Source organism: Calothrix sp. NIES-2100 (genome assembly GCF_963875285.1).
In the GTDB taxonomy this organism is placed as follows: domain Bacteria; phylum Cyanobacteriota; class Cyanobacteriia; order Cyanobacteriales; family Nostocaceae; genus Aulosira.
Map to the genome: position 1 here is coordinate 7113659 of NZ_CAWNLA010000001.1, position 24243 is coordinate 7137901.

Sequence of the window (24243 nt, forward strand, 5' to 3'; positions counted from 1 at the left end):
TTTTCTGGGGATTTTTTTTAAGTCTACTATTTTAACATTCTCTTGCTGATTAATCCAAGAAAATACAGCAGATTGCAAGTTGGTGAGGTACTGATAATTGTCAGGGCACGGCAGTGCCCATACGTGTCAACTTAACGTGAAACCCTTATGAAGACGTGATGCGTGAATTCCTTCACCTACCATCAAGATCCGCGTTACCCCACCCCGGCTTTGCTGACGCAAAACCTCCCCTCCCCTTGCCAAGGGGAGGGGATTGAGGGGTGGGGTAAAATGCTTGTGGGATAAGCCTTTGAACTTAAGTTGACACCAATGGGCAGTGCCGTGCCCCTACCGGTGTACCTCATTTACCTGAAATACGCTGTATGTCATATCGACCGCTACAAGTCTACGTTTTGATCCAAGTGATAACTGCTATAATCTCCAGATTTCCCGCCAGTTTTGCTAATTAAGCGAATGGATTCAATTTGCATCGATTTTTCTAAAGCTTTTGCCATATCGTATAAAGTCAAAGCTGCAACCGAAACCGCAGTTAAAGCTTCCATTTCTACCCCAGTTTCCGCTTTGGTTTTCACAGTGGCCTGAATTTGATAGCCTGGAAGTTGGGCATCGGCTATCACCTCAACTTCAACCTTCTGCAATGGTAGTGGATGACACAAGGGTATTAAATTCGCTGTCTGTTTAGCTGCCATAATGCCGGCGATTCTGGCAGTTCCTAAAACATCGCCTTTGGGCGCATTCCCGGCTTGAATGGCGGCAAAAGTTTCTGGTAACATTCGCACTTGAGCAGCAGCTACAGCTTGGCGAACAGTGGGTGCTTTTTGTGACACATCCACCATCTGCGCCTGTCCTTGCTGATCAAGATGGGAGAGGTTGGCAAAATTAGATGAAAAATTGTCTTGCATAATTCTTAGAGCAGGTGCTAATATAAGTTTCTGACAGGGGCGTGTAGCTCAGTGGACTAGAGCACGTGGCTACGGACCACGGTGTCGGGGGTTCGAATCCCTCCTCGCCCGTTCAATAAATGTGAGAGACGCAATCAAAATTGCGTCTCTTGTTGTATATCAAGATTGATTGAGTGAATAAACATCTTTGCCACGACCTAAGGCAAAGCGTAGGGAATCAGGGATATTGTTGTTACACTGGGTGAGAAAAATCAGCAGCGCCAGAACAGTTAAACCAGCGCAAAAACCAAACATATTGCGGTAGCCAACTTGTTCAGCCACGGAACCGACAACAGGCCCGGCGATCGCAATTCCGATATCTAAGCCCATAATACAGAGAGAAAATGTCCTTCCCCTTTCTTGTGGTAGCGCCCGATCTGCGACTACAGTAGAAATCATCGGCATGAGGATACCAGAACCAGCCCCTTCTAAAGTCCCAGCTATTAAGAAAACATTCGCAGTGCTAGCTTTCCAGAGTAAAATCATCGCCAGAGCATAAACAACCAGGCTGAGGGTAATAAACAAACCTCGACCATAGCGATCGCTAGCTTTACCAGTAAAAAATCGGACGCTAAAACTCGCAAGTGCCCCAACTGTGTAAAACAAGCCTGGGTTTAAATTGACTTTAGTTGCTTTGATAAATAAAGGTACAAAGGTGTGCAAAGTCCCAAAAGCCAAGCCAATCATCAGCATGATTGTGGCCAGGACTCTTACCCTAGGACTAAATAACAATTGCCAAAATTTACCATCATTACTATTAACCTGTTGCTGTTTGTGAATTGGGGGATTGACAATAGGTATAAGACACAACAAACCCATTACAGACAATCCCGTAGATAACAAAAATAACAGCGTGTAACCACTCGCGGCTTGTAAATATCCCCCGATAGCTGGGCCAATAGCTGCACCAATCGGCGTTACCAGACTCATGTAGCCCATGATTTCACCGCGATTTTTTTCGGGTGCTAAATCTGCTACTAATGCTAAGAAACCTGTAGTAAAAGCAGCGATACTAATACCATGAAAAGCACGCACTGCCATTAAGCCAGGTATTGATTGCACTATTATGTAACCAAGGGGTGCGATCGCATTTACCAGCATCCCAATTAGTAAGACTATTTTCCGTCCCTTTCTATCTGCTAATAGTCCAAATCCGGAGCGAAATAGTAACATCCCAATCGCAAAACTACCCAGCACAATACCAATTTGTTGCTTGGTTGCACCTAAATCTTCTATGTAAAGTGGTAGCGTTGGTAATAAAGCAGTCAAGCTAGACCAGAATAATAACCCTGCTGTAAACAAAGCCAGCAGGGTACGTCTTAGTTGCGAGTCGAAATTCTCAAAGACTTTCAAGGTAGATGCACTTAAATACTAATTGTGTTTTTCTCTTATTGTTACGTTACTTAACATTTTTGGCTATCACTTCCCGCACCCGATAAATCGGTCTTCCTTGGGATTCATGGTAAGTACGCATCAATAACTCTGCTAACAGACCAAAACTAAATAATTGCACGCCTGTTACTAGTAATAGAACGGCTAAAATCAGCAATGGGCGATTACCAATCATTTGACCCCAAGCTAATTTGACAAAAGTTAAGTAAATCCCAATTATTGTCCCTATAAGCATAGAAATTAAGCCTAACAGCCCAAAAACATGCATGGGTTTTGTCAGGAACTTTTTCATAAAAGAAATTGTTAACAAATCCATCATCACCCGGAAAGTCCGGGATAACCCATACTTGCTTTGACCAAAACGCCGGGGATGGTGACGCACAGGAATTTCGGTAATTCTTGCCCCTTCAATGTAGGCTAAAGCTGGTAAAAAGCGATGCAGTTCCCCGTAAAGATTCATATCTGCCAAAACTTCGGCACGATATGCTTTGAGAGAACAGCCATAGTCATGTAATTTCACTCCCGTGATCATACCAATCAGCCAATTGGCTATTTTAGAAGGAAGTAAACGGGATAAAGCTGCATCTTGGCGTTTATGTCGCCAACCACTGACCAAATCGTAGCCTTCTTCTAGTTTGGTTAATAATATGGGTATATCAGCTGGGTCATTTTGCAAATCGGCATCCAAAGTGACGATAATCTGACCCAAAGCATAGTTAAACCCCGCAGCCATCGCCGCAGTTTGTCCGTAGTTTCGCCGCAAAATTACCGCTTTTAAATCATTGCGGGTTTGTGCTTGTTCCTTAAGAAATTCCGCAGAACCATCGCTAGAACCATCATCAACACAGATGATTTCATAAGTCAACTGATTGGCATTCAAACAAGAAGCGATCGCCTCTAATAATAATGGCAAACTTTCCACTTCATCACGTACAGGCACCACCACGGAAACATCGGGGACAATTCCTAAAATCGCCCCATTTTCCCCATCCGTCCTTGCAGAAACCAACCCACTATTCATATTTCTTTGCGTCCCTGAGGTTCATAACTCTTAACAACTCTGCCAGCACCGCGCAGCTGCTGATAATATGACTGACTAACCTCATCTCCCTGTTCCGATAGTCGGTCAATTCCGATTCCATTGCGTCCTTGATCTTTCCCCGAACTATGGATATAGCAACCATCACCCAAATAAAGTCCTACATGAGTTGCTTTTTGGGGAGTACCAAAAAATATCAAATCTCCTGGTTCTAATTGGGCTATCGCAATTGCTTGCGTAAAAGCTTCCTGTTGATAAGCATCTCTCGGTAACCATATACCCACAGAGACAAAAGCCGCTTGCATCAATCCCGAACAATCATAATTTGGCCCCACCGTACCACCCCAAAGGTAATAATTTGATTGTTGCATCGCTTGGTGAGTAAAAGCGATCGCCCCTGGTAGGAGTTTCTTAATTTCCGATTCAGATAATATTGCTGCCCGATAAGGTAAAGTAGCTCTTTGTAATAAACCTACATCAGCAAGAGATACCCACCCAGGATAATCATCTTCACACAAATACACCTCAACAGCTGCATCCTGAAAATTTGAGCTTACCCAAAGATGTCGCCCAGTAGCCGCCTGAGTGGCTAGGCGACTACATTCAGGAGAATCATATAAATTTAGGTCAGCCAGACAATTGTACTCAGCCGATTTGAGATTTTGGATTGAGGATTTTAAATTAGAGACCATTCTGCAAGGTTAATAGCTAAAAATGATGTTTTTCCGTAAAGACGAACAACTCGAAAATCTGGGGTCAAGTATTTTAGAAGCAACTTGGGCTGCATTTCCCACATTAGCCCGAAATCAAATTGCTCTGACTTGGATTGTCTACGATCCGCCTGTACTAGTAAATACTGGTGGGGCATTAACTCCAGATGCTTTTTGGAACCATGCTGTGCGTGGTTTTACTTATCGCGGTGTAGAGCGAATTTACCCAGCAAGTGTGGTAAAATTATTTTATCTGGTAGCCATGCATGAATGGTTAGAAAAAGCAATGGTGCAAGCTTCCAAGGATTTGGACAGAGCTATGCACGATATGATTGTCGATTCTAGCAATGATGCTACCAGCTTAGTTGTCGATGTTTTAACCGGCACTACATCCGGCCCAGAATTACCTCCCGGCCCTTTTGAAACTTGGAAATCCCAGCGCAATTTTGTCAACCGCTATTTTCAGTCTTTAGGCTGGGAAGAAATGGACACAATTAATGTTTGCCAAAAAACCTGGGGCGATGGCCCTTATGGGAGAGAAAGGGAATTTTATGGGGAAATGCTAGAAAATCGCAATATGCTGACAACAAATGCGATCGCCCGATTGTTACATAGTATAGTTGGGGGAGTTGCGGTTTCCAGCGCGCGATCGCAAGCCATGATGGCCTTGCTCAAACGGAGTCTCAATCGCGATGATTTACCTACTGGTGTTGAAGAAGACCAAGTAACAGGCTTTTTAGGCGGTGGACTACCCCAAGATGCCCAAATTTGGTCAAAAGCAGGGTGGACAAGTCAGGTACGTCATGATGCAGCTTACATTGAAATCCGCGATCGCCATCCCTACCTTTTAGTATTGTTTACTGAAGGCAAAACCAACGCTAAAAACAGGGCGATTTTACCATTTGTCTCCAAGCTAATTGCCGAAGCGGTCGGCAGTTTACAATCGTAACTTTAGCGAGTTTTTCAGGGAACCTTCGCCAGTATTTTCATTGCGCCGACCTGACTGGAAAATAGCGGCGCTGAGACTGTCCAAGAGAAATTTTCATGTGTGGCTAGGGGAGATGGGGAAAAACAAATAACAAATGACTAATGACAAATGACTATTGACAAATGACTATTGACAAAAAATTTTCATCCGTCTTCGTGTCAGCCGAGAATGAAGACTACTTAGGTAATTCCGTCAAATACAGGATGTAATAATGAAAATTTTCGTGTTAAATGGTTGAATGATGTCAAGATTTCTTGAGACAACATCAAAAAACCTTGATTTATGTGTGGCAATATTGTGTAAGGAGTGAATGTGAATACTATTATTGTTCGTAAAAGTGGTTTTTGGCTGTCCAATTTAGCAGCGATCGCCATCTTAGCTACTACTGGCTTACCTAGTGTAGCCCAAACAGCAGATACTGTAGATACTTTAGGTAGTCAGCAGTTAAGTGCGACTTCCACAACAGAGTCTCCTAACAGCCAACAACTCCCTACTGAAACTGAAAATTTGACAGCGAAGGAACTTTTCCCTAACGCTGCGACCCAAGAAATTGCTAGTCGCATAGTTACACCTGTTCCAGGTACAGTGCAGACCACAGCAGCTGGGTTTGCAACCCAGAACCCAGAATCGACTCCCACCGAATCTACTTCTCAAAGTGCTGCTACAACAGTGGCGCAAGCAGATATCGATCCAGGTAGACCAACTCGTGGTGGTAGAAGCTATCTTGGGCTTGCTGGTAACATTGGTTTGAGTGGTAGTGACTCAGCTTTAGGTGATGGTAACTTTGCCGTCATTAGCAAAATTGGACTGACAAATGCTATATCAGTCCGACCAGCAGCAGTATTAGGAGACAATACCACGATTTTACTGCCCATAACCTATGATTTTTCCTTCCAGCAGGCAGCAGACCCATTTAGCGAACCCTTACCAATTGCGCCTTACGTTGGAGTTGGTGCAGCCATTAAAACCGGCGATAATTCTGAAGCAGCCTTTTTATTATCCGGTGGTATTGATGTGCCCTTAACTTCCAAATTTACTGGTACTATTGGTGTCAATGCTGGCTTTTTTGAGAATACCGATATTGGTTTGTTGGTAGGAGTTGGTTATAACTTCAGCGGCTTCTAAATCAAAGTCCTGACTACAAACTTAATAACTAATGAAACGCACCAATAGTGGTGCGTTTTATTAATTTTGATCAATTTAGTAGTAAGCACAAAACGTGCTTGTTTAATGCAGGACTAAAGTCCTGACTACGAAATCAATCTCCTAGACCACTAGCCCCTAGCCCCTAGTCCCTATTTAGGACTAACCTTGTCAATCACCTTGATTTTGCCATCATCTCCCACAGTCCAAACATCATAAACACCAACTACATCGCCATTAGCGTCAACATCTACGTTGCCACTGGCTCCTTGATAGTTAATTGTTTTACCTTCTTTCAGTAATTTTAACCCCTCACAGACATCGGTAACTTCTGTCCCTGTCCCAGCAGCAACTTCCCGGATTTTACTGGCGATACCAACACCTGAATTTTCCTTAGCAGCTTGCGCAGCTAATACCAACAATGCTGCTGCGTCCCAAGCTTGAGGCGCATATTCTCCTGGAGAACCGCCTTTTTTCTCTTTCCATAGCTTGTTGAAACTTTCTAAGGCTTTGCCATCAGAACCGGGTACTGTACCGATCGCGCCACTTAAAATATATTTACCGTCACTACCTTTACCGACTTGATCAGGGAAAGTAGGCGCTTTCACACCATCTGTCAGAAGAATTTGCACTCCTTTAGTCAAGCCTTGCTGGTAAGCAGCTTTGAGGAATAAACTACCTGTCTCAGCGTAAAGTACCGCCAGTACAGCATCTGGTTTCCCCGCAAAAGCCGCACCTGCTTCGGTATCAAATGTCTGCGCTTTCGGGTCATAGCGGATGGGTTTATCTTTATTAACTATAGTTCCACCCAATTTTTCAAAAGTTTCTACAAATGCTTTTTCAAAACCAACGCCGTAGTCATTGTTAATCACTACAGTAGAAACGCGCTTAAATCCTTTTTTCTTAGCAAGTTGAGCTAAAGCTAGTGCTTGGTAGGTATCTGGGGGTGCAGTCCGCGCCCAAAAGCCTTTAAAGTCACCTTTTTGAGCCTTTTGTGTAAATACAGGACTGGTACTACCAGGAGAAACCAGCATCACTTTATTCGGTGTAGCCACTGAAATAGCCGCAGTAGAAACGCTACTTGCAAAAGAACCCACTACACCAGCCACCTTATCTAAAGTCGCCAGTTTAGTCATACCCGCAGCACCAGCTTTTGGATCTGTTTGGTCGTCTACTGCTACTAAGGTTACTGGTTCACCATTAACGCCACCACAAGCATTAACTGTGTCAACCAGCAAGGGAACTGAACCCACCATCTGCTGTCCGATAGACGCTAAGTCCCCAGTTGTTGGTAACAGTGAGCCAATCTTTAATCCCTTAGCGCTGCTAGCTGCGGTAGTTGAGTTAGCTGCTGGGGTAGCAGAACCTGGAGAGTTAGCTGTTGTATCTGGTTTAGTAGGGGTCTCACTACAAGCCCCTAAAAAGAACCCAGTTGCTAGGGTAGCCACACTCAAGGCTAAGGCAGTACTAATTCTGTGCATAAATTACTTCCACTCCTCTATTCTTTAGGAGTCTGAAAGTCAGATTCTAACTATATTTTCCGGTTAGGTAGATCTTAACAGACTCCAAAGGATAAATAATATCATCCTCCTGAAGATATAGACGTAATTATGCCAACATTAATACCTACGTCTAAAGACGTATTTTTATAGAGGTTCAAAAATTATTATTGCCAATTGATGAAGAAACTGATGAAGTTAAGTTTTTTAAAGCTCTCTACCCATGAGCAAAGCTGTTCCTGGGGATTACTGTTTCAAAAATTGCCAGGAAATAAAATATACAGTTATTCAAAATGATAATCATTATTTTTCAGGGCATAATTTATTTTTTGGAAGTCCCCGGTTGTAGAACACCAATTCAATAATCAAAGGATTTGCTTCGATGGTAGGACATTTTTTAATTGGCTATTCCTGAAGAAATCAACCCTCAAATTGTTGCACCATCTACATTGGAAAAATTGGTTTTTATTTTTCTTCTTTGAAAGTCATTAAACAGGTTTATGCTGGCTTATTTAAAATTGATATTACTATCGTCAAATACGGCTGATATTGCTTAACAACAAAAAAAGTGATGAAAACTTAATTTCATCACTTTTTTTAAATTAGGTCGAAAAACGGAGAGGGAGGGATTCGAACCCTCGGTACGGAGTTGCCTGCCGTACAACAGATTAGCAATCTGCCGCTTTCGACCACTCAGCCACCTCTCCTCGGTCACGAATATTAATAGTAGCAGACACATTGAGGAAAGTCAAATACTTTTTAGTCATTAGTCATTAGTCATTAGTCATTGGGCGTTAACTATTGACTATTGACTATTGACTAATCCTCATAGGACTTGCGATCGCATCCAAGCCAGTGGTAGAGTACGCAATTTTTTCCACTGCGGGACGTAGGCACGTTGAGTGAAAACATTATAATCATTGCGTTCAATGACATTTAAAATTTGGCTGTAATGCATTAACGCTGCCCAAACAGGCCAACGAGCATCAGCACAGAGGTAGGAAATTCCTCTTTCTGCCTTGCTGTAGAATTCTCTGGCTCGTCTAATTTGGAAATCCATTAAGGAACGCCAGCGATCGTCTACTACACCCTTAAATAAGTCTTCCTCGGTGTAGTTAAATCTTGCTAAGTCTTCTAAAGGAATGTAAATTCTCCCTCGGCGCGCATCTTCGCCAACGTCTCTCAAGATATTGGTGAGTTGCTTGGCAATTCCCAAGGCAATTTCTTCTTTGACGGGAATATAGGGCTGTTGTTCACGATACCAAGGAGCTGTATTTCTATTATTCTCCAACCCCATGATTGCTGTGGACATCAATCCTACAGTGCCAGCGACGCGGTAACAGTAGAGGTATAATTCCTCAAAAGTTTCGTAGCGACTGCGGTATAAATCCATGCGCTGACCGGCAATCATATCCCTAAAGGGTTGAATGTCCACCGGAAAGCGTTGAATTGTATCTGCTAAAGCAACATCAAAATTTTCTACTGGCTGTCCAGCAAAAATTGATTCTAGCTGCTTCTCCCATAGATCTAGGGTTTCTGGCGTAGTCATAGCAGATGCAGGGCCATCTACCAGCTCATCTGTACGGCGACACCAAGCATAAATTGCCCAAACAGCGGGACGCTTTTCTTTACTCAGGAGCAAAGTGCTGAGGTAAAAAGTTGCGGAATACTTGGCTATGAGTTGCCGACAAAGTTTGTAGGAATCGTCTACAGAGACCAGCGTTTTCATGCGCGGGGGTGAATCAGGCAGTTGCAGCATTCGTTGCGGGCGATCGGGTGAGCGTTTGCGGGTTTGAGGCATTTGCCACCGGGATTGCTTGTGAGATCGCCTGCGCTGTCAGCTTACCAGAAAGTACGGCCCCTTCCATACTGGCTAAATAGCGTTGCATGGTGTAATCTCCAGTGAGATAGAAGTTGGCAATGGGGGTTTTCTGCGAGGGACGGTGCTGTTGACGACCTGGAGTCGCTTTGTAAACTGAACGCGGCGTTTTCACCACATGAGATTTCAGCAACTTTGCTGGATTGTCTCCGCCAAAGTGATCGGGGAAGAGTTTTTCTAGTTCGGCAAGGGTTGCATCGACAATTTCCGCATCGGATTTGGCGATCCAATCTTTCGCCGGTGCTAGAACTAATTCCAGCATTGAGCGCTCGGGATTAGCATATCCACGGCAGGTATTGCTCATATCAGCATAAACGCTGAGGAGGGGCGATCGCGAAAATAGTAAGTGGTCAATTTCTGTAAGTTTGCGATCAAACCAGAGATGGAGGTTAATTACTGGGACTCCTTCCAGCCCATCTAGCTGCTGGAAAAATTCCATTTGCTTCCACGGTGCTGGTAGCATTACCTTGAACGGGTCAACGGGCATGGCAGATACATACAAATCAGCCGTTAACACTTCGTCTTCTGCCCCATTTAATCCCCGCATTAAGAATCCGCTCACGGTACCATCTCCGTTGAGCAAAATTTCTTTTAAAGGGGCATTTAATCTAACTTCCCCACCGCGTTCGGTGATGTAATCTACTATCGGCTGACACAATCGCTCAGTTGGTGAACCATCTAAGAAAGCCATCGTTGAGCCTTTCTTTTCTTGCAGGAAGCGATTGAGGGCTGTTAGGAGGATAGTAGCAGAGATTTCTTCTGGGCCAATGAAGTTTAATGCCTTAGACATGGCAATAAAAACTTCTTTTTCTACTCTTAAAGGAATATTTTGCTTTTTCAGCCATTCCGTCCAAGAGTACTTGTCCATTTCCTCTACGTATTTTTGCCCTTGCACCATTGCTGGTAATAAGCCAAGGCCAAAACGAATCTTTTCTGGCCAGGTGAGCATATCGTTGTTTCTCAAGATTGCCACAATCCCATTTAAGGGCGCTGGCAAATCTGGAAAATCAAAACGGCTGTATGTACCTGGGGCCTCGGGCTGGTTGAAGATCATGGTGTGTTCTTTCCACTGTAAACGATCTTCAATCCCCAATTCTTTGAATAGCTGCAAAATATTGGGGTATGCCCCAAAAAATATGTGCAGACCTGTTTCGTACCAGTCTCCGTCAGCGTCTTGCCACGCTGCCACTTTACCTCCGAGTACGTCTCGGCGTTCCAAGACGATGGGAGTGTGACCCGCGTCTGTGAGATATTTTGCGCAGGAAAGTCCTGCTAGACCCGCTCCCGCGATCGCTACTCGCATTTAACCCTACTGCTCTTCAATATTTCTTAATCGTTTTGTCGTTTTCATTATACGTTGCAATCTGTTACATTTAGCAGCCTTTGTGCGATCGCTTTGATAAAAAACTTTTAAATACTCTGCGCCATGTCTAGAAGCGCATCAAAAATAGAGGTTTAGCAGAGCTAAGCCTCTATTTTTTCATTATTGCCCATCAGAGTCTGAGATTTTCTTACTTCCAGGCAAAAGTTCACTCTTTTTCCTGAAGTCTCAGGTCTACACGAAGTCAAAAAAATCACTAAACTGTCCTTTACAGTCGGTTTTCTGGTTTTGAACCACAATTACACTTAGGGCACAGTTTTTTAGAAATCAAATACCACTTGACGGGCTATTTGTCAATCATAAAATTTTTGCTTGGGAAAAGAGATTTTTCGGGGAAAATATCGCTGTTAACTGTTGACTGTTAACCGTTGACAGTCAAACAATTTTGGATTTTGGATGCGTGGATTTTAGATTAACCCCATGCATGAATGCTCTTTCTTTAATTAAAAATTGTGGATTTTGGATGCGTGGATTTATTCTCGCGTTTTAATTCGGGGGCTTGTCACCCGTTTAGATTCTTTAAATTTTGAATCTTCAATCCAAAATTTAAAATTTAAAATCTAAAATTCGGTCATCAGTCAACAGCCCTGACGATGGATTGTGCAACTTAAAAGTAGAATAGCTTAGTAAGCGCCATTACGATTAAGTACTACCAAAATTGTTTTGATAATTAGCTGCAAATCATAAATGATAGACCATTTAAACTGATAAGCCAGATCCAACTTGACTATATCTTCAAAATCTTCTATTTTAGAACGTCCATTGACCTGCCATTCACCTGTCATTCCTGGCTTTACCAGCAAGCGTTTGAAGTGATGAGGCTCATATTTCATGACTTCATCTACTGTGGGCGGACGAGTACCCACCAGGCTCATATCACCCTGTAACACATTCCAGAATTGTGGTAATTCGTCTAAGCTAGTGCGGCGTAAGAAAGAACCAATACGAGTAACACGCGGATCTTTGTGATTCTTAAAAATATTTCCTTTAGCCTGATTTTGCACTAAATGCTTGATTTGGTCAGCATTAACTAGCATGGTTCGGAACTTCCAGATGCGGAAGGTGTTACCGTTTAAACCACAACGAATCTGACTGTAAAAAACCGGGCCTGGATTATCGAGTTTAATTGCGATCGCTATTGGTATTGTGAGTACTGCTGTCATCACTAACCCAATTAAAGCACCAACAATATCTATTAGTCGTTTAACTTGACAGGTAGCCGAAGGATGCACCCGTTGTTGAAAATTATAAATTTCTGGAAGATGAACCTGCATTGATTTTCTAGGAAAGATAGTAAGTAAAATTTTGTTAATTACGCTGGCGATTCCTGTACTGCTTTTAGCAGTTAAATAACTTTTAAGAGTAGATGAAAGTAATTATCTATACGCTACCCATCACGGCTTTAAAGTTAGCAATTATTTAAATCATTCCAATTCAAGACCAGCAAATTTTAAATTTATTAGTCTTAAATTTTATCGAATGTCAAAACCCGAACTTAGATAAGTTACAGCTATTTCTACAAACAGTGAATTAAATACGTAAAAATAGCTGTAGAACATTTTTTTAGCTTTCTGCCCTCTTAATCAACTTCTACAAAGTACCTATGGAGTGGTAGGCATATCCAAGTGTTAGATGAACCAACATTATCAATGCCTAATCCACTCAAAAATCAACAGATTTACCCTCAACCAAGGGGAAGAAATGCATCTGTGAGAGTATAGGTTTGACCAGCAGAGCTAACTGTAATATCCAAGAGATCTCCACCAGTTGGAGTTAATGTGGGCAAAATTCCCTTAATTCTATTGTCAGAGACATATGACAGTTGTGCTGCTACTCCACCTACCTTCACTGTGGTGTCGGCGAGAGTACCAAAGTTATCCCCACCGAGGACGAAGGATTGTCCGCTTGTTGCTGGAGCGCGCCAGGGGAAGACATCATACACAGTTAAACCAACTGCACCTGCATCATTGGGAGTGGCAACGGCGATCGCATTGTCGCTCAAATCGACGCTCACAAGTACGCCACCAGGTCCAGTGAGTAAATCCAACCCATCTAAAACTCCCGTCAGCGTATCTTTTTGCGTTACCTGCGTGCCATCGTCTGACATTCTGAATCGGTAGACAGGTCCGTTCCAGTCTTGAGCGAGCAAATTACCTCGCAGTTGTCCGTTGAAGGTGGTTGCGCGGTACTCGGTGATGCCGTTGGTTGAAGCGGTCATCGTCGAGATGGGAGCTGTGTAAACCCCAGGAATGCTTGGTACATCGGCTTTATAGTAAACGTTCTGGCGATCGTCAGTACGTCCTCGGTTACGGTTGGGGCTACCGTAGTAAGCTCCTTCAGTAATTAGGTTTAACTCATCGGCTGAGCCACTTCCCATCGGTTGCTGGGTGTTTTTTGAGGTCGAGAAGTCCCCAAATCCAGCGTTAGCACCGTTATCAGTGGCATAGAGTTTACCTTTGGTTGTGTAAACCAGGTCAAACGAGTTGCGTAGACCGCTAGCATAAACTGAAACATCAACCCCAGGTACAACATCGGCAACTCCGCCATTCAATTGGTGATCTTCGGCACCAATCGTTTCTCCAGCAGGGGGAGTATAACCATCTGGGTAGGATGTCGGCACAATACTTCCCGCAGGCACCTTGTACTGAATTTTGCCATTGAAGTTGGACTTGGTAATCTCTGCCTTCAGCATTGCCGCCGTGAATGGAGACTCAGGTACACCACCAATTTCATCGGCGGTAATCCCCGCATTGGTATTACTACCTACCGTAATGTAAAGATTGCCATCGTTATCAAACTCTAAGCCATTGACACCATGATCGTGGTTGGATACACCAATTCCAGTAATTAACGGTGTCTGGGTAGAGAAGTTAGCACCTGACAGGACAGACACCTGTCCACTGTAAGGAGAGAGTTCGGTTGATGGAAATGTACCGCCGCCATTAGCGTAAAGCTTACTGTGGGAGACATAAATTTTAGGTTCCTTATCATAAGGGTTGAAGGCGATACCTAAAATTTGAGCATTGTACTGCCCCTTGATGGTGTTGATTGCCTGAATTGCTTTGACATTGTAATTGTCATCGAAGGTGTAAGCCCGAATCGACCCATCATAGAAGCCTACATAGAGCCTACCATCTGGACCCCATGCGCCCACAGTGGGATTAGAAACGTTAGGCAAATTATCGTCAGCGGTGATACTGGGATCATTGGCGCTGGTGATGTCAACAATCTTCTTGGTGAAGCTGATTGCCACGACATCATCATCTAGAACCGTCACAGGTAGCGATCGCACAGGAGCATTGTTGTAATCACTGTCACTGCTGCTAACTGTGTGGGTAATCGTAGCGTAATGAACCCCCTCAGCGGCTGTGTCATTCACAGCTTTTACCGTGACAGTCTGCGGAGTATCCCAGTTATCGGGTGTAAAGGTGACTTTGGGCGTAGTGGTAGAGAGCTGATCGCCGGTTTGCAGAGCGATCGTTACATTGGCTGTAGGCTTCGTATTCAGGACTAATGAGTAGGTGTCATTGCCTCCTGCTTCGTTTACCTGAGTACCGCCATCGGTTTGTTTGACAATGACCGCTGGGCCTTCGAGAGGTAGTACCTCAATGGCGGCGATCGCCGCATTATCTACGCTGGCATTCAGGTCAATATTGAGGAAACCATCACTGACAAAGAAGGGCTGGTCGATCGTCTTCACCAGAGCAGAGTTGTTACCTGGGAAGAAGGCATTTTTGGATTCCTCAAAAATATCCAGGTCATCTAGAACCAGATCGCCTTCCACCTTGACATCAAACACCCGTTGAGCATAGTTCGTCTTCGTCGGTTCCACAAAATGCAGTTTGAGTGTGTAAGCACCTTCTTCAACGGGAATTTGGTACGACAAATCCTTACCGGTTCGCACATTCTGATAAAGTGCATCATCAGTGGTCTTAAAGATCTCAGTGCTGCTGGCAACTGCACTAACGTAACCGCCCAGGGAGAAGGCATCCCGATCCCATACGCGCCCAGTCGTATCAGTGTAAAGAGCAGCGGTATTGGGCGAATTCGTACCTGTTCCCGTATTGATCCGAATTGATTTGTCTTGTGTGAGGCGGATGTAGTCTAAGCGTGCTGCATCTCCCGAATCTTCAAAGCCTTTGATTTGAATGCGATCGCCTGGTTTCAAAACGAGATTTTCTACTGCCCTGACTTCCCGCTTGTTGTTGAGCGTAGCGGTCGTTCCTCCTGGACTTTGATTGGAGTTAACCGTGCCCTTCAGAGTCCCGTTAACGTAGACTTCAAACTTAGCGTTACCGTCACTTTCATCCCAGAATGCCAGTTTTAGGTCATACTCACCCGCAGGACCGTTGTAGTCAACGTAGGCTGTCCCCGTTTCATTAGTTCCGCCGTTGACAAAGGTAATTAACTTACCACCGTATGCTCCGATCCCAGATGAGGTTTCTACGCGGTAGCCAGTCAGAGTCATATTCTCTGCTTCATACACAATATCACCGGATGTAGGCAGGGGTGGAGTAACGTTAACCGTGAAGTTAGTGTTAGTAGAAAGTCCACCTGTGTCCTTCGCTTGCACCGTAATCTGTGAGCTACCTGTTGCAGTGGGTGAGTAGTTCAGCGTCAACTTCCCAGTTGTGGGGTCAATACTGGGATTCACTTCAAACAACCCTGCGTTAGTATTGCCAACAACACTGTAGGTCAAAGCGGTATCAGGATCTTGAGCATCAGCGAAGACATCAAACAAGTTGATGACGGTATCCGGAGCATTCTGCGTAACTGTGATATTAGCAATGCCCGAAGTTGTTGGTGCTGTATTAGCAGGAGGAGTACCTACATTAACAGTGAAGTTAGTATTAGTGGAAAGACCGCCTGTATCCGTCGCTCTTACCGTGAGTTGTGAGGAACCTGTTGCAGTAGGTGAGTAGTTGAGGGTCAATTTCCCAGTGGTGGGGTTGATGCTAGGAGCGACCTCAAACAGCCCTGCATTGGTATTGCTAACAACGCTATAGGTGAGAGCAGTATCCGAGTCTTGAGCATCGTTGAAGACATCAAACAAGTTGATGACCGTATCAGGAGCATTTTGCACAACTGAAACATTGGCAATCCCTGCACTCGTGGGTGCCGTGTTAGTAGGCGTTCCGGAAACAGGAACCAACTTGATGTAGTCTGTCCGTACAGCTTCACCGTTATCTTCAAAGCCTTTGAGTTGAATTCGAGATCCTGCTTGTAAAGAGACTGCACCAGCCAGCTTGACTTCTTTCTTATTGGTGGTGTTGGCAGTACTTCCCCCAGGACTCTGGTTGAAGTTCAGGGTGTTCAACAGGTTTCCATTTACGGAAAGTTCTAGCTTGGCATTACCATCAGTTTCATCCCAGTATGAGACGTAAATGTCATATTGACCGACAGCCCCAGCGAAGTCAACGTATGCCGTACCTGTTTCATTAGCTGCCCCATTGATAAAGCTAATGCCTTTACCACCAGAAGCTCCAGTAGTAGAAGTAGAGAGGTTTTCTGTCCTGAAGCCACTGAGAACAAAAGACTCAGCTTCAATAATGGTCTGTCCGGGAGTAGATAGGGGAGAGACGTTGACTGTAAAGTTTGCAGTTGTAGACAGACCACCAGTATCGGTGGCTTGCACCGTTAGTTGAGAAGTACCTGTGGCAGTCGGTGCATAGTTCAACGTCAACTTCCCAGTGGTGGGGTTAATACTAGGAGTAGCTTCAAACAAAGCTGAGTTGGTGTTTCCTAAAACCTTGTAGATCAGAGCAGTATCTGGGTCTTGGGCATCGCTGAAGGCAGCAAAGAGGTCGATAACCGTATCAGGAGCATCCTGAACCACTGATACATTAGCGATACCAGAGGTAGTCGGAGCCGTGTTGGCGGGTGGTGTTGGAGAGACGTTGACTGTAAAGTTTGTAGTTGTAGACAAACCACCTGTGTCAGTGGCTTGCACCGTCAGTTGAGAAGTACCAGTGGCAGTTGGTGCATAGTTCAACGTCAACTTCCCAGTAGCGGGGTTAATACTAGGAGTAGCTTCAAACAAAGCTGAGTTGGTGTTTCCTAAAACCTTGTAGATCAGAGCAGTATCTGGGTCTTGGGCATCGCTGAAGGCAGCAAAGAGGTCGATGACCGTGTCAGGAGCATCCTGAACCACCGAGACATTAGCAATACCAGAGGAGGTCGGAGCCGTGTTGGCAGGCGAACCAGAAGATGGCACCAACCTGATAAAGTCTGTTCGTACAGCTTCACCGTTATCTTCAACGCCCTTGAGTTGAATCCGAGATCCTGCTTGTAAGGAGACTCCACTTGCAATCTTGGTTTCTTTCTTATTGGTGGTGGTAGCAGTACTTCCCCCTGGACTCTGGTTCAAGGTTAGGGTATTTAACACTGCTCCATTAACGGAGAGTTCTAAACTGCCATTGCCATCATTTTCATCCCAGTAGGAGACGTATATGTCATACTGACTGGCTGCACCGTTGAAGTCAAAGTATGCTGTACCTGTTTCCGCACTTGCCCCGCCGATAAAGCTAATACCTTGACCACCAGAGGCTCCAGCACCTGTCAGGGTTTCCTTCCTGAAGCCGCCGTTGAGAACAAAGGCTTCAGCTTCAATAATGGTTTGAGTCGGTGTTGAGGGCAGATTCAGTTGTAGAACCTGTGGTTTTGAGACGGGGCCTGTGGTGCCATCAGCATTTTTAATGGCAGCGGTAATATAGTTGTACCCTTTGTAACCGTTCTGACTACTAAGTGTAGTGAGGGTGATGGGAATATCTACAGAACCGGAAGCACCGATAGTAGCAGTGATCTCATTAACACCGGTGACACTATTGGCTTCAAAGGGGTCAATATCAAAGGCTGTGCCATCACTTTTCGTAAACATGGCTGCTCCAGCAACCAGCAATGAAACCTGAGAACCAGCAGTACCAGTGACTCGAACTGTTTGAGATGCAGATTCTACGATCGCCTGCTGTGAAGAAACACCTAGAATCTCAATGGTGGGCTTTGCAAGTTGATTGAGTTGGAGTGTGACTTGGGAACCATCAACACTGTCTGGAACTCGGTAGAGTTGCCCAGTTAATGTAGTGTTGTCGTCAAACTCTACAATGACGTTAGCGCCAATCAGCTCAAAACCAGAAACACTGGCAGACTCTTGCGGGCCTGGAGCACCTGTTCCCTTGGTGCTGGTTGGGTCGATGTCAATGGAGAAAGTTAAGGTTTTGCCTGCACCAAAATCTGTGAACAGCAGTTCTAAACCAAAGTAACCGCCATCTTTAGGAGTGAGGTAATTGGTGGTGATAGTGCCAACACCAGGATTGCTATCAGCAGTGAATGGTTTGTCAATGGTATCTCCCGCAGTTCCAAAGGGGTCAAACACAATATCGGGCAATAAGGCTGTGCTGGTATCTATTAAGATCCGTTTAATCTTTTGCCCTGTGGTGGAGTTATTGGTTAGTTGCAAACTACCACTGCTGAAGGTGCTGGAGTTAATACCATTCCCCGGTGGATCAATCTTTAAAAATGCCTTCGCGTCCAACACACCGCTATAGGCTGCCATCACTGCTGGTTGAAATGCCAATGCCGATTTTATCTTGCCAATAACTGCATCTAATTCCCATTTGCCACCTAAAGCACTGCTACCGACAGGAGTAGTGGCAGCGGCGACATTAGCACCTGTTAGCTGGCTAATTTGTGCAATCAGCTTTAAACCTGATGGTGTAGCTGCTAAGTTACAGCCATACAGGAGGATGTCGGCTTGCGGTAGTAATGCATTAGACCAGCTGTGAATGCGATCGCGATCGCATTCGAGAGTTTCTAAACTGAGTTCAGATGAGCCAAGCAATAACTTTCCTGGCTGCCCATGAGACACTATGTGAATTGCGGATACATGATTGAGCTGTCTTAACTTTTTACTGATTTGCCCTACTCCATCCTGAGTTGGGTCAAGACGAACAACATCAGTAATCGCAGAACGTACCCCATTTATCAGGCTTTCATAGCTCTCTACACCAGCATCAACAAAGACAATTTCACGCCCAAGCAGATCAGTACTCCCCAAATAGTGATTTCCCTTTGAGACTCTTAATCTGTGAGTTGGGTAAAGCGGTTTCTTGAAAGAAAACTTAAAAGATTGAGGGATGAGATGAAAAAGTTCCATTTTTCAATATCTGTATAATTTACCTAGCAAGCAACCAAATATATTGACCTTTACGACAGCATAGTGATTGACAAAAATGCTGGATCAACGGCTGTCAGGATTGGAAATGCTTGTATATTTTTGTAGTCCGACTACGGAAAATTTGCCAAGAATTTGAAATCCAATCAGTGGAGTATGTGAATTCCGAGTGATTGCAATTCACCAAATGAAAAATTTGGTGAACTAGTCTGGTATTTGGTGGTTTGCTTTGTATAGGAACTGGCGAGAGGCCTTCCTCCAAACAAGTGTGTGGCAGAGTTTCCAGAACACTTGTTAGATGCAAAGGAACTGTTTGCAGTTCTGATTGTTAAAAGCCTAAATTTAGGCTTCTATTTACAGGTAACAGCTGATGAGCGATCGCCAAACCGATAGTCTGGGGGTCTTACACCCATTGATTCATCTGCTCGTCGCCCAAAATTCACGAGAATTTTAGTTGCTGACACCTGAACTCTTTTGTGAAAAAGAACACATAAGAATACACCTACTGTTTGTAGGAAACACGAATGACCATGAATTATGCAATAGTCCGCAAAAGTTTTTACTTAAACTTAATAAACAAATCCATTGTCGGCAAAAATCTGCAATCCAAAACCCTGGACTGAAGCAGGTCGAGGATTAAGAAACGATGTATTTAAAGTTAAGGTAAGATTATGGGTAGGACAAATCTGATACTCTGCTAACATTTGTGCGAAGTCTGAGACCCTGGAAAGCTATGCCAGACAAGCATTCTAACCGTAGTAAAAAATGCACAATAGTAAGATTACAGAAGAAACCTTAAAGATATGGTAAAGTAATCTACCGAAGGTTCCTATGGATATGTTTTAATCCCATCATCAGAGTAACCACTGTTGATACCATATGTCTGTGGTCTAAAGGGAGAAGCTACCTAAGAGTTATGAATAGAGTTTTTGCAATCTTTTTGAGACACTGGATATTTGTCGCAAGCTTTAATGCTGTGTTGTTTGCGATCGCCTCTGTGCTGATCGCAAGAGTCCCTCAGGTTTGGATTGCTAAGACTCAGCTAATTTTACCAGTGACTAGTAGTGGCTTAACCGCAGATTTAGGGACATTAGGTAGTCTCAACAGTGGTGGTGTAGTATTTTCTCAGCAGGTAAATCCTCTAAATATCTTCTCGTCGATCCTTTTGAGCGATCAAACTCTCAGCCAACTCTGGAATTCCGATCCTCAAAAAGATCAGTTTTCCGATGTCAGTAGTTACCGGAAAATCTTTACTGTTGCGCCTCAAAGTGAATCAACCATTATCTCAATTACTGTACATGGTTCTACAGAAGAGATAGCCCAAGGACGTGCGAGACGATTACTGGATGTCTTTCAACAGCGCATGAGCCAGCTGCGTCAAAATGATGCTAAGCAACGCTCAGAATTTATGCGCACTGAGCTGAATCAAGCCCTGAGAAATTTACGCCAAGCTCAAACCAGACTCACAGAATTTCAAGAATCTTCTGGATTAGTCAGTAGCGATAATCAAATTCGCGAAACTGTAGCAGCCGTTACTCAACTGACTACAACTCGCTCCCAAATTATCGCTCAGTTTAAGTCATCTCAAGCTAATGTCAAAGAACTTTCTAGCCGCATGGGATTAAGTTCCGATCAAGCTATTCGTTCTCTGAGATTAGCAGAAAATCGCGACTTTCAATTTATTCGCCAGAAGTTATCGGAACTTGAGGTACCACTTTTAGAGGCTGAAGCTAAATTCACACCCGAGCATCCTCAGGTAAAAAATCTGCTGAATCAGCGGGAACAATTATCAAAACAGTTAACACAATATATTGCGGAAGCAGCCGCTAATACACAGGGTGTTAATGCATCTGTTGGTGAAAATTATGGAGAGTTGATCCAAAACCTGGTATTAGCAGAAGCTAACACCAGTGCTTTGCAGAATCAAGAAATTCAATTACAGCGACAGATTGATGAATTAAATAAAAAACTCCAAACTTTTCCTCCCGCTCAAGCTAAATTATTAGAGCTGCAACATCAATATAAGATTGCTGAAGGCGTATACAACGGTTTAGTTGGAAAAGTACAAGAGGCAAAACTCAATGCTTTTAGTGCTTTTCCGAGTATACAAGTTTTAGATGACCCTAGTGTTGAAGTTCAAGCTGCTAGCAACAGTCAGCAAAAAATTGCTATCGGAGTGATTCTGGCTGGATTGTTTGGTAGCGCGGCTTTGGCGTTGTTCCTAGAAAGTCGCAATCCCTTACTTAGCCCAGAAGATTTACAAAAGACAGAAATTCCCATTTTGGGAGGTGTCCCACAGTTCAAGGTTTTACACAATCGAGAAGCTGTGGAAGCAGAAACACATCTGGAATTTCAGCGGTTGGCTTTAGCTATTAGCGCCATGAACTTAGAAGATCGTCGGTTCATGGTGAGCAGTTCTACCGTTGGTGAAGGTAAAACTACTGTTGTCTTAGGTTTGGCGATCGCTCTGGCTACTTTAGGGTTTCGCATTTTAATTATAGATGCGGATCAAAATCAGTCAGCACTGAAAGCAACATTAGGAAACTCATCTTCACAAACTTTCCACCCATCCGACCAACCTATTTCTGTGCGTCATAACATCGATGTGATGACGATACATCAACCTGAACGCGAATTAGTTGAGTTTATCGTTAGCAAAGGATTTGAACAGTCCCTCCAAGTCTTACAAGAGAATGGCAATTACGACTACGTCCTGATAGACAGCGCATCTATTTGTTCAACTACTGAAACCTCTTTGATGGCATCTATTATATCTGGTGTGTTGTTTGTTGTTCGTCCTGGAGTTAGTCAACGATATTTATTTCAAAAAGCTCTGACTCAACTTAATCATCAGAGAGTTAAACCAATGGGAATTATTGTTAACGGCATGGATATGAAACCTATGGATTCATCCTATGCAACTAAGAATTCCCTGATTACTACTGGCTAATATTTTACCTTGTGTACATCTACCTCTTCACTTGGTTACTGCTATGAAAACAATCAACAATATCGATACACCATTAGATTTACCTAGCTTAGTTGTTTATCTTTTGGGAAGAAGAATTACTCCCATAACTGTTGATGGCATTATTGAAGCAATTCACACCGCTTGTAAGGTAGATCAAAAAATTACGGTAGCAAATTACAACGTTCATGCCTTCAATTTATCGATGCAATTGCCCTGGTTTTATGAATTTTTGCAAAGTTCAGAAATCGTGCATTGTGATAGTTCAGGTATTTTAAAAGCCTTAAGCTATATGGGACTTGACCTGCCGATTCAATATCGGGTCTCCTATACAACGCTGATGCCAGAACTATTAAAATTTTCTCATAAACAAGAACTGTCAATATTTCTCCTTGGGGCAAAACCTCAATATCTAGAAAAAGCAATTAATAATTTAGCAATAAATTATCCAAATATTAAAGTAGCAGGTCATCATGGTTACTTTTCTATTGATGATCCGGAAACCAATGATTTAATTATTCGCCGTATCAACCAGATAAAACCGAATATTCTCTTAGTTGGTATGGGAATGCCTCTTCAGGAAAATTGGGTAGCTCGATATAGAGATAGATTGCATGTGAATGCAATTTTGTTAGGAGGAGCAGTCATCGATCGTTTAGCAGGAGTAGTTTCTGATTGTCCCGATTTTCTGGCTAAAAACAATTTGGAATGGCTTTATCGTCTGCTCCGTGAACCAAAGAGATTGGGCGCTCGTTATTTGCTAGGTAATCCGGCTTTTGCTTGTCATATTGCTCTAGCTAAACTCTCTCAATTCCGAGAAGGAGTCACGCAACTTGAAGCAGGAAAGTACTATAACTGGAAAACAAGTGCATTTACTAACGCTCTTTCGCCATCCAACTCAACACCGACAAAGAGCCTGAGTGATTCCTTAGTTGAAGCAGGTTTGCTGACCATCAACCATATCGATATTGCTCTATCTGAACAAAGAAAGACAGGAGTTCCCTTGAGTGACATCCTGATCAATAAGGGATGGATTAAACAGCAAACTATCGATTTTATCGTCAAAAATATCATCCTCAGCAATCAAAATCAAAGCAGAACTAAGGAGTTGTTAAATGGCGTATACTCCGAAAGTTAGTGTTGTAGTGCCTGCATATAACGTTAGTGGTTATCTTGAGGCTGCTTTATTCTCTGTAGAATGTCAATCTTTTGGAGATTATGAAGTTTTAATCGTTGATGATGGTTCTACCGATGAAACTGCTGAGATTGCATTAACATTTAGCCGGCGAGATTCTCGGTTTCAATTGCTGCAAAAACCCAATGGTGGACTGTCATCGGCTCGCAATTATGGACTTCATCATGCTCAGGGAGAATATATTGCGTTGCTGGATGGAGATGATACTTACCATCCTGATAAGTTAGCTGTTCATATAGCAAAACTCGATAAATCCCCAGAGATTGGAGTTACCTACAGTGCATCTCGAGCTATTCGGGATGATGGACAAGTTACTTTTATGTCCTTAAGTGGTAAACCAATTGTTAACAATATATTGTTGGCATTATTGTGTAAGAACTTCATCGGACATGGCTCGAATGCTGTATTTCGCCGTTGTTTGATAGATGAAGTGGGAGAGTTTGATGAAACCCTCCGTAGTTCTGAAGATATTGATTTTTGGTTGAGAATTGCGGCTACAGAGCGGTGGCGATTCTATCGGGAACCTCGGATTTTGTGTTACTACCGCGTACGCCCTTCAGGGTTATCTTTCAATGTAGCGCAAATGCAGCGATCGCAGGAACAAGTACTCAAATCAGCTTATGAGCGATCGCCTGAAGTCGTCAAACCGATGCTACCAACAGCCTACGCTTATATGTATCGCTATTTAGCGCGCATCTCTGTTACAGCCGGTGACTTAACCCAAGCAGCAGCTTTTATTAACCAGGCTTGGGTAAGCGATCGCTCAATTTTCTTTCGCGATCCGCGATCGCTGCTTACACTCATTTCTGTGCGTTTGGCTCCCTTAACAAAGCTCATACTTCAGCAAGCACTTGGTTCTGTCGAGTAGAGTTCTTGAAAAGACGCGGTGACGCAAAGAAACCCTACAAGATCCCTGACTTCTTGACGAAGTCGGGGAT

The 24243-nt window shown here is 43.6% G+C and carries 15 protein-coding genes and 2 tRNA genes; 7 read left to right on the forward strand and 10 right to left on the reverse strand.

The features are described 5' to 3' along the window. Positions 1-377: 377 nt before the first annotated feature. Positions 378-902 (reverse strand): cyclic pyranopterin monophosphate synthase MoaC, encoded by a 525-nt coding sequence (gene moaC, locus AACU32_RS29000; protein ID WP_096604804.1) that lies wholly within the window; start codon positions 900-902, stop codon positions 378-380. Positions 903-939: 37 nt separating this feature from the next. Between moaC and AACU32_RS29005 the strand changes: the two genes are divergently transcribed. Then, a tRNA-Arg gene (locus AACU32_RS29005) sits at positions 940-1013 on the forward strand. Between the two features lie 48 nt (positions 1014-1061). On the opposite strand, the gene AACU32_RS29010 is transcribed toward AACU32_RS29005, so the two are convergent. From AACU32_RS29010 to AACU32_RS29020, 3 genes are read right to left on the reverse strand one after another with little or no spacing between them, the layout of a single operon-like run. Next, the gene (locus tag AACU32_RS29010; RefSeq protein ID WP_096604806.1) at positions 1062-2294 is read right to left on the reverse strand and encodes an MFS transporter; all 1233 of its coding nucleotides are present in this window, start codon (positions 2292-2294) and stop codon (positions 1062-1064) included. Between the two features lie 46 nt (positions 2295-2340). Continuing rightward, positions 2341-3354 (reverse strand): glycosyltransferase family 2 protein, encoded by a 1014-nt coding sequence (locus AACU32_RS29015; protein ID WP_096604808.1) that lies wholly within the window; start codon positions 3352-3354, stop codon positions 2341-2343. Continuing rightward, positions 3351-4064 carry a C40 family peptidase gene (locus AACU32_RS29020; protein WP_096604810.1) on the reverse strand — a complete coding sequence of 238 codons (714 nt, stop codon included), beginning with the start codon at positions 4062-4064 and terminating at the stop codon, positions 3351-3353. The genes AACU32_RS29015 and AACU32_RS29020 overlap by 4 nt, the downstream gene beginning before the upstream one ends. Before the next feature lie 22 nt (positions 4065-4086). Between AACU32_RS29020 and AACU32_RS29025 the strand changes: the two genes are divergently transcribed. Both AACU32_RS29025 and AACU32_RS29030 read left to right on the forward strand, forming a co-directional pair. After that, on the forward strand, positions 4087-5031 hold the full coding sequence (locus AACU32_RS29025) for a serine hydrolase (RefSeq protein WP_096604812.1): 945 nt from the start codon (positions 4087-4089) through the stop codon (positions 5029-5031). A 351-nt stretch (positions 5032-5382) separates the two neighbouring features. Next, complete coding sequence (locus tag AACU32_RS29030; RefSeq protein WP_096604814.1) at positions 5383-6195, forward strand: hypothetical protein; 813 nt, start codon at positions 5383-5385, stop codon at positions 6193-6195. A 170-nt stretch (positions 6196-6365) separates the two neighbouring features. Here AACU32_RS29030 and AACU32_RS29035 read toward each other — a convergent pair whose 3' ends face one another. From AACU32_RS29035 to AACU32_RS29060, 6 genes are all read right to left on the reverse strand, one after another. Beyond that, complete coding sequence (locus AACU32_RS29035; protein WP_096604816.1) at positions 6366-7694, reverse strand: ABC transporter substrate-binding protein; 1329 nt, start codon at positions 7692-7694, stop codon at positions 6366-6368. A gap of 633 nt (positions 7695-8327) precedes the next feature. Further along, positions 8328-8419 (reverse strand) — tRNA-Ser (locus tag AACU32_RS29040). Positions 8420-8538: 119 nt separating this feature from the next. Further along, on the reverse strand, positions 8539-9471 hold the full coding sequence (gene crtB / locus AACU32_RS29045; protein WP_096604818.1) for a 15-cis-phytoene synthase CrtB: 933 nt from the start codon (positions 9469-9471) through the stop codon (positions 8539-8541). After that, complete coding sequence (gene pds, locus AACU32_RS29050; RefSeq protein WP_096604819.1) at positions 9455-10894, reverse strand: 15-cis-phytoene desaturase; 1440 nt, start codon at positions 10892-10894, stop codon at positions 9455-9457. Before pds ends, crtB begins: the two co-directional genes overlap by 17 nt. Positions 10895-11595: 701 nt before the next feature. Beyond that, positions 11596-12246 carry a sugar transferase gene (locus AACU32_RS29055; RefSeq protein ID WP_096604821.1) on the reverse strand — a complete coding sequence of 217 codons (651 nt, stop codon included), beginning with the start codon at positions 12244-12246 and terminating at the stop codon, positions 11596-11598. A 410-nt stretch (positions 12247-12656) separates the two neighbouring features. Further along, positions 12657-19025: a DUF4347 domain-containing protein gene (locus tag AACU32_RS29060; protein WP_339378353.1), complete on the reverse strand. Its 6369-nt coding sequence runs from the start codon at positions 19023-19025 to the stop codon at positions 12657-12659. 387 nt (positions 19026-19412) lie between these two features. Between AACU32_RS29060 and AACU32_RS29065 the strand changes: the two genes are divergently transcribed. From AACU32_RS29065 to AACU32_RS29080, 4 genes are all read left to right on the forward strand, one after another. Further along, on the forward strand, positions 19413-19535 hold the full coding sequence (locus AACU32_RS29065; protein ID WP_339378355.1) for a hypothetical protein: 123 nt from the start codon (positions 19413-19415) through the stop codon (positions 19533-19535). 523 nt (positions 19536-20058) lie between these two features. Next, positions 20059-22092 (forward strand): GumC family protein, encoded by a 2034-nt coding sequence (locus AACU32_RS29070; protein WP_096604825.1) that lies wholly within the window; start codon positions 20059-20061, stop codon positions 22090-22092. Between the two features lie 43 nt (positions 22093-22135). Beyond that, positions 22136-23248, forward strand: a complete 1113-nt coding sequence (locus AACU32_RS29075) for a WecB/TagA/CpsF family glycosyltransferase (protein WP_096604827.1) — start codon at positions 22136-22138, stop codon at positions 23246-23248. Continuing rightward, positions 23226-24173, forward strand: a complete 948-nt coding sequence (locus AACU32_RS29080) for a glycosyltransferase family 2 protein (protein ID WP_096604829.1) — start codon at positions 23226-23228, stop codon at positions 24171-24173. Before AACU32_RS29075 ends, AACU32_RS29080 begins: the two co-directional genes overlap by 23 nt. Positions 24174-24243 lie beyond the last annotated feature (70 nt).